This window comes from Yinghuangia sp. YIM S09857 (assembly GCF_051388915.1).
GTDB lineage: Bacteria > Actinomycetota > Actinomycetes > Streptomycetales > Streptomycetaceae > Yinghuangia.
In genome coordinates, this window is sequence record NZ_JBPKBH010000024.1 from 151,038 (window position 1) to 157,566 (window position 6,529).

A 6,529-nucleotide genomic window follows, 5' to 3' on the forward strand; every position below is an offset into this window, starting at 1 on the left:
CCCACTCTCCGCATTTCCGAGCGAATCGGTCAAATCTGGCTAGGGTTTGACTCGCCCGGATTCCCCCTGCTCGCGGAAGGCGTGCCGGACGATGCGGTTCCGTACCTCGCTGGAGGCGTGCGCGGCCTTCGCCGAATGCCTCCAGCCGCTTCCGCTCACCGCCGACTGGGACACCGCGCCCCCCTGCGCCGCGGGACCGCGCCGGGACGACCCGAAATCCGTTGCCGGGGCGGGCGGTTCGCCGGGGGGATCGACGCTCGGTTCGCCGGACGGCCCCGAGCGCGGTACAGCCCACCCCGGCGACGCGGTATGGCAGGCACGCCCGTTCGCGACTGGCGAAGCGGAACGCGGGTATTCCGTCGGCAGGCACGTCGAGTAAGTACGTTCGGCAGCAAGGCGAAAGGCACACCCGTCGGCCGCGTCGCGGTCGGCGGCGGCACCGTGCGCGCGGCGCATGATCGGCGGTCGGCCGGTGAATCGGCCGGTGAAGGGGACTCGGGGACATGGGCAGGGGATGGGGGCGGCGTACCGCCGTACTCGCGGCGGCGGCGGCCATCGCACTCACCGGGTGTTCGAACCCCGGTGACACCGTCGGGCCGGGCGGGGCCGGGTCGCCCGCACCGGCCGAGGAATCCGTGGCATCGGCAGGACCGACAGGCCCCGCGGCGCTGCCGCTCGACAACGGCGACGGGACCGCCCCCGGCCTGGCCCCGGTCAGCGCGGACGCGGACCGCGCAGAGGCCCGCGCGCTGATAGACCAGGTGCGGACCGCGGCGCGCGGTGCCAGGACGGGGTACGAGCGCGACGAGTACGGACCGGCGTGGACCGACTCCGCGACCGGCGTCGCGCTCGGCAAGAACGGCTGCGGCACCCGCGACGACATCCTGCGGCGCGACGGCACCGGAGTGCGGTTCAAGTCGGGATCGACGTGCGTGGTCACCGCGATGTCACTGGCCGACCCGTACACCGGCAGGTCCATCCCGTTCGAGAAGAGCAAGGCGACGGCGGTGCAGATCGACCACGTCGTCGCGCTCAGCGCGAGCTGGCAGATGGGCGCCGCGCGGTGGCCCGAGGACAAGCGCGTGCAGTTCGCCAACGACCCGCTCAACCTCCTCGCCGTCGACGGACCGACCAACAGCGGCAAGGGAGATGCCACACCGGCCGAATGGCTCCCGCCGAACCCGGCCATAAGGTGCGCATACGTCGTGCGTTACGCCCAGGTCTCGGTCAAGTACGACCTCCCCGTCACGGACGCAGACAAGACCGCGATGTCGCAGCAGTGCGCGTAATAGGGTGCTCCGGTGCCGGTCAAATGAAGTTGGGCGGGCTGTGCAACTCCTCCAACTCGACGCCCGGCGCGGCCAGGACGACGTCCCCGGCCAGGTGCACCACACCCCGGATACCGGTGGCCAGGTCCGCGACCTCGTAGCGCGCCACCGGCAACGGGCCGCCCGGCGTGGGATGTTCCTCGATCCCGGTGAGTGCCCATGCTTCCTCGCGCGGGTGCGGTGCGAGGACCGGGTCGGTGAGCGCGGTGAGGCGTACCCGCACCGACTGCCCCGGGGCGAGGCCGAGGAGCCGCGCGGTCGCCACCAGGAAGGCCGGCGAACTGCCGGTGAACGCGGGCGTCTTCGCGTCACCTTCGGTGGCATGCGCGGCAAGCGCGGGATCCGCGGGGGCGCGTACCCACGCGACGGCCGCGGCGCCGTCCAGGACCGTGGCTCCGCCGCGCACCCGCCAGTCGCCCGCGACCACCTCGACCCGCACGGGCCTGCCGCGCACGTCCAGCGTCAGGTCGACCGAGCAGCGGCCGTCGGCGGACGCCGCGGTGTAGCGCCAGCCCGCGGGGCCGGGTGCGCAACTGAAGCGCTCGCCGCCGAGGGGGGTCCCGTCGGCCGGATCGTGGAAGGAGTACGCGCCGGAGGGCATGACCACGAGCCTATGCGGGGGAGGCGCCGTGCCCGCACAGTGCGAATGCGGGGCGTGCGCGGACCGTGGGGCGGGTTGTCGGGCTGTGCGGACCGTGGGGCGGGCTCTCGGGCTGTGCGGCGGGCTGTCCGCGTACCCCGGGCGCCGCCGCGGTCCGCCCGATCACGTACGCTGCCCGACCCGGCTTCGCTTCCGCCTCTCCGCCGAGGAGGTTTCCCGAGGCCACGCGACGGTCCGCCACCAGACTCGGGGAGGCCACGTGACGAACGGCGGGGTGACGAACGGCGACTCGATCGACCACGGGCTGACCCGCCGTCAGGTGCCACGGCCAGCCGGTCCCGTGCGCCGAGGCGCGCGGCGCCGACTTGCGCGACGCACCCCGGCCGCGCTCCTGGCCGTCGCCGCGCTGGGGACCACGTTGGCGGGTTGCGCTGACGCACGCGTCGCGCGCCAGGTCGTCGACTCGGCCGCCGACCCCGCCGGCCCGCTCGGCGACGACAAGTTGCGGGACGTCGTCCTCGCCGGCGAGGACATACCCGGCGGCATGACCGGGCCGACGGCTGCGCCTGCCGCGGCGTACGTGGAGTCGCGCGACGAGGACTGCGACCCCCTGGCACGCCTGCTGTCCGGCGGAGTGGGCAGCGCGGACGCCCGGGCCCACACCGCGGCGTCCTGGTCCGTGCCCGGATCGACCGCGCGCACGACCGTGGTGATCACGTCGTTCGCCGAGACCGGCGCGCAGCGGGTGGTGGACGAGGGCCTGCGGGCCCTGGACTGGTGCTACACCCTGGCCCGCCCCACAGCCGGGCCCGGCACCGGAAGTGACGCGGCGTGGACGGAACACCAGCCGCAGTGCGTACCGGTCCCGGAAGCGGGCGACCTCAGCGTCGGCCTGCAACTGTCCGCGTCGACGGCATCTGGCGAGGACGCGGCTCCGACCGGCTACGTCATAGTCCGCATCGAAGACGTCCTCGCCGTTTTCGCCCAGTCGGACCCGACTCACAACACATCGGGCATGCCGAACCCCGACGTGGTAACTGCGCAAATAGAGCGCATACGCGACGCCCTGGACTGACCGCATCCGAAGGCGACCGTAAGCCCTTCCGAAGCCCCACCCGGCACTCTGCTTCCACCGCAACACCCGGTCGGAGGGAGACAGGAGATGCCCGTGGAGACGGTGCCCGTGTCGGCGGAGACGGCTCACCCGCAGGTTGCCGCGCAACATGTGCCTGACACCCCGCCCCCGGACCCGTTGCGCATCGCCGTGATCGTCGGCGGCGCGCGCGACGGTACGTCCGGACCGATCGTCGCCGAGTGGTTCGCCTCCCGAGCCCGCAAACGGGCCGAGCTGGACGTCGACGTCCTCGATCTCGCGCAGGCCTGGCTCCCGGACCAGCCGCACGACCGTGCGACGGTGCCCGCAGCCGTCCGCGACCTGGGGCACTGGCTCGCCGCGGCCGACGCCTTCGTGCTGGTCACACCTGAGTACAACCACAGTTTCCCGGGCGCGATGAAGACGGCGATCGACTGGTTCTGCGCCGAGTGGCAGGCCAAGCCTGTGGGGTTCGTGGCGTACGGCGGTTCCGCCTGCGGCCTGCGCGCCGTCGACCAACTGCGACTCGTCTTCGCGGACCTGCACGCCGTCACCCTCGCCGACACCGTGGCCTTCCCGGACGTCGGCGACTGCGTGCTGTGCGAGAGCCACCACGAGGCCGCCGAGGCATTGCTCGACCGGCTCACGTGGTGGGGCGAGGCACTGCGCGCCGCCCGTGCGAGGCGTCCGTACGACACGCCCTGCCCGGCGGAGCGTGCTCCCGAAGAGCGCTGAACTCCCGCTCCCCGACCGGAATCCGCGCTTCCGCGGCGCCTCTCGGCCGTCAGGCGGGCGGCTTGAATCCGGTCGGTGCCACCGGCGGTGCTTCGTCGTCCCGAGCCGGGACGGGCGCCGGAGCCTGACCGCCCGCCGCCCGAGGATCCGGGCCGCCTCCCACCCCCGGCGCGCCCATCCCCGGCGCGCCCGAGTAGGACGCGCCCAGGGTCGACGCACCCAAGTTCGACGCGCCCAGGTTTGACGTGTTCATGCCCGGCACACCCCAATTGGCCTGCGGCGGAGGAGCCGCCGGGCCCACCGGCTGCACCCGCTCGTACGCCCGGCGCTGCCGCTCCGCCAACACCGCCGCCAGGAAGCTTGCCGGATGCACCCCGTTCGGCGGCGTCACACCGATCCGCGCCGCGACCTCGCCGGCCAGCCGCGTTCCGAGCGCCGCGGCGACCGCCGGGTCCAACTGCGCGATGCGTCCCAGATACTGCCGGGCCTGGAGAGCGAGATCGTCGGTCAGCCGCGACAGGTCGAGCCCGGACGCCCACGCCGCGGCCGCCGGGTGCATGGCCACCGGGACATGCCGCGCCCCCGGGGTGCGCTCCTGGACGACGAACGTGCCCGCCGCCTGGTCGCCGAGGCGCTTGCCGCGCGTCGACGCGAGCGAGGAGATGACCGCGCCGCAGCCACTCGTCGTCCAGAAGTCCGCGAACACGCCGACGAGCCCGCGCACGAGCGCATGCCGGAACCGCACCGGCCCGCCGTCGTCCCTGACGACCCGCAGACCCATTGCCATCTTCCCGGGGGACCGCCCCCGCGTCGCCGTCTCCCAGCCGACCGGCCAGCCGAGCACGAAGACCACGAGGAAGGCGATCCCCACGGCCATGCCGAGCGCAGGGTCGACATTGATCAGCAGACTGCCGAGCCCCCACGCGAAGACCAGCAGGCAGACGGCCTGCAACATCAGGTCGAGGCCGAACGCGATCGCACGGCTCGCGAGCCGCGCCGGCCGCAGGTCAAGCGCGACGGCCTCGCCGGTGACCAGGTCGCTCACGTGGCGCTCCTCTTGTATCGGCTCACTTGTATCGGCTCATCTGTCGCCTTCGACTGTCGCGCGACGGCAGACACACCCTCTGCTCGGCCGCGACGCCCGCTTCCGCATTCGCTTCCGCCCGATGCATGCCGGTGCATGGATACTGCTTCCCATACTTCCGATGGTCACCGCACACCCACGTCTTGGAGGATGTCCCACATGGACGTGGATGTCTTCGTCGCGGTGCACCGCGACGAATGGGACCGACTCGACAAGCTCTCGCGGCGCCGCGGCCGGCTGACCGGCGCCGAGGTGGACGAGCTGGTGACGCTGTACCGGCGTACGGCCACACACCTCTCCCTCGTGCAGTCGGCCGCGCCGGACCCCGTCCTCGTCGGTCACCTGTCCTCCCTCGTCGCCCGAGGGCGCTCCGCGGTCACGGCACCGCGCGGTNACGAGCTGGTGACGCTGTACCGGCGTACGGCCACACACCTCTCCCTCGTGCAGTCGGCCGCGCCGGACCCCGTCCTCGTCGGTCACCTGTCCTCCCTCGTCGCCCGAGGGCGCTCCGCGGTCACGGCACCGCGCGGTACGGGCTGGCGCGACGCAGTCCTCTTCCTGACCGCGCGGTTCCCCGCGGCGGTGTACCGCAGCCGCCGCTGGTGGGTGGCCACCGCGGTGGTGTTCGTCGTCGTCTCGACCCTGATCGGAGCGTGGGTCGCCTCCGACGAGTCGGTCCAGTCCTCCATCGCCGCCCCCGACCAGATTCGCGAACTCACGCGCCCGGGCGGGGAGTTCGAGTCCTACTACGAAAGCGCTCCGGCCTCGTCCTTCGCCGCCCAGGTGACGACGAACAACGCCTGGGTCGCGGCGGGCAGCCTGTCCCTGGGCGTACTCCTCGGGTTGCCGGTCCTGTTCATCGTGTTCACGAACGCGGCGAACGTGGGCGTCTCCGGGGGCCTGATGGCCGACGCGGGCCGCCTCGACATCTTCCTGGGCCTGATCATGCCGCACGGGCTCCTGGAACTGACGGCCGTCTTCGTGGCTGCCGGCACGGGCCTGCGCCTCGGGTGGACGGTCATCGACCCCGGCCCGCGCACGCGCGGCCGCGCGCTGGCCGAGGAAGGGCGGATCGCTATCGGCATGGCCATCGGACTGGCCCTGGTCCTGGTCGTGTCCGGTGTCATCGAGGCGTACGTGACCCCGTCCGGCCTGCCCACCTGGGCCCGGATCGGGATCGGGATCGCGGCGGAGTCCGCGTTCCTCGCGTACGTCTTCGTGCTCGGTCGGCGCGCCGTTGCCGCCGGAGAGAGCGGGGATGTGGCATCCTCGGATATCGCGGACGAGCTTCCCGCGGTCGGCTGATCAGGTGACCTTGACACAGCAGGCCGGGGACGCGTAAGTTCGAAGGGTTGTCGCAACGCTGGAAAGTTGAGCGACAACCTGGTAGCATCTACCGGGTCGAGCGGGCGGTCCCGTTCCTGTCGAGTCTTCGATGGAACTGGATCCAGAATCCGCCACAGCAGCAGCAATCCGATCTCACGATAGTTCCCGTGGTCTTCCACGTCGTCTGCCGTGCTTTCTTTTGCGTGCACTGTCGGCGTTCTCAAAAATAGCTCGCACGACACGGGTTTGGCAGCAGAGAAATCGGCTGCTACGCTCGAAGAGCCGAAAGGGAAAAGCCCGCAAGGGTCGATTCCGAAGGCAAAGCGGAAAGCGAAACAGACCGGAAACGGTGTGCTAAGCTC

At 72.0% G+C, this 6,529-nt stretch carries 7 protein-coding genes; 5 read left to right on the forward strand and 2 right to left on the reverse strand.

Going from position 1 to position 6,529, the window contains the following annotated elements; translation table 11 throughout:
* Positions 1-91: 91 nt before the first annotated feature.
* Entirely contained in the window at positions 92-379 is a 288-nt protein-coding gene (locus tag ACRX5S_RS35310) for a hypothetical protein (RefSeq protein WP_436777304.1), read from the forward strand.
* A 124-nt stretch (positions 380-503) separates the two neighbouring features.
* A complete protein-coding gene (locus tag ACRX5S_RS35315; protein WP_436777305.1) occupies positions 504-1,289 on the forward strand; it encodes an HNH endonuclease family protein in 786 nt (261 codons plus the stop codon).
* 19 nt (positions 1,290-1,308) lie between these two features.
* Here the strand turns inward: ACRX5S_RS35315 and ACRX5S_RS35320 are convergent, their stop codons facing one another.
* Complete coding sequence (locus tag ACRX5S_RS35320) at positions 1,309-1,929, reverse strand: hypothetical protein (protein ID WP_436777306.1); 621 nt, start codon at positions 1,927-1,929, stop codon at positions 1,309-1,311.
* 259 nt (positions 1,930-2,188) lie between these two features.
* Here ACRX5S_RS35320 and ACRX5S_RS35325 point away from each other — a divergent pair, with 259 nt between their 5' ends.
* Both ACRX5S_RS35325 and ACRX5S_RS35330 read left to right on the forward strand, forming a co-directional pair.
* The gene (locus ACRX5S_RS35325) at positions 2,189-3,004 is read left to right on the forward strand and encodes a hypothetical protein (protein ID WP_436777307.1); all 816 of its coding nucleotides are present in this window, start codon (positions 2,189-2,191) and stop codon (positions 3,002-3,004) included.
* 87 nt (positions 3,005-3,091) lie between these two features.
* A complete protein-coding gene (locus tag ACRX5S_RS35330; protein ID WP_436777308.1) occupies positions 3,092-3,757 on the forward strand; it encodes an NADPH-dependent FMN reductase in 666 nt (221 codons plus the stop codon).
* Between the two features lie 49 nt (positions 3,758-3,806).
* Here the strand turns inward: ACRX5S_RS35330 and ACRX5S_RS35335 are convergent, their stop codons facing one another.
* Entirely contained in the window at positions 3,807-4,802 is a 996-nt protein-coding gene (locus ACRX5S_RS35335; RefSeq protein ID WP_436777309.1) for an RDD family protein, read from the reverse strand.
* 198 nt (positions 4,803-5,000) lie between these two features.
* Here ACRX5S_RS35335 and ACRX5S_RS35340 point away from each other — a divergent pair, with 198 nt between their 5' ends.
* Positions 5,001-6,146: a stage II sporulation protein M gene (locus tag ACRX5S_RS35340; RefSeq protein ID WP_436777310.1), complete on the forward strand. Its 1,146-nt coding sequence runs from the start codon at positions 5,001-5,003 to the stop codon at positions 6,144-6,146.
* The last annotated feature ends 383 nt before the right edge of the window (positions 6,147-6,529 follow it).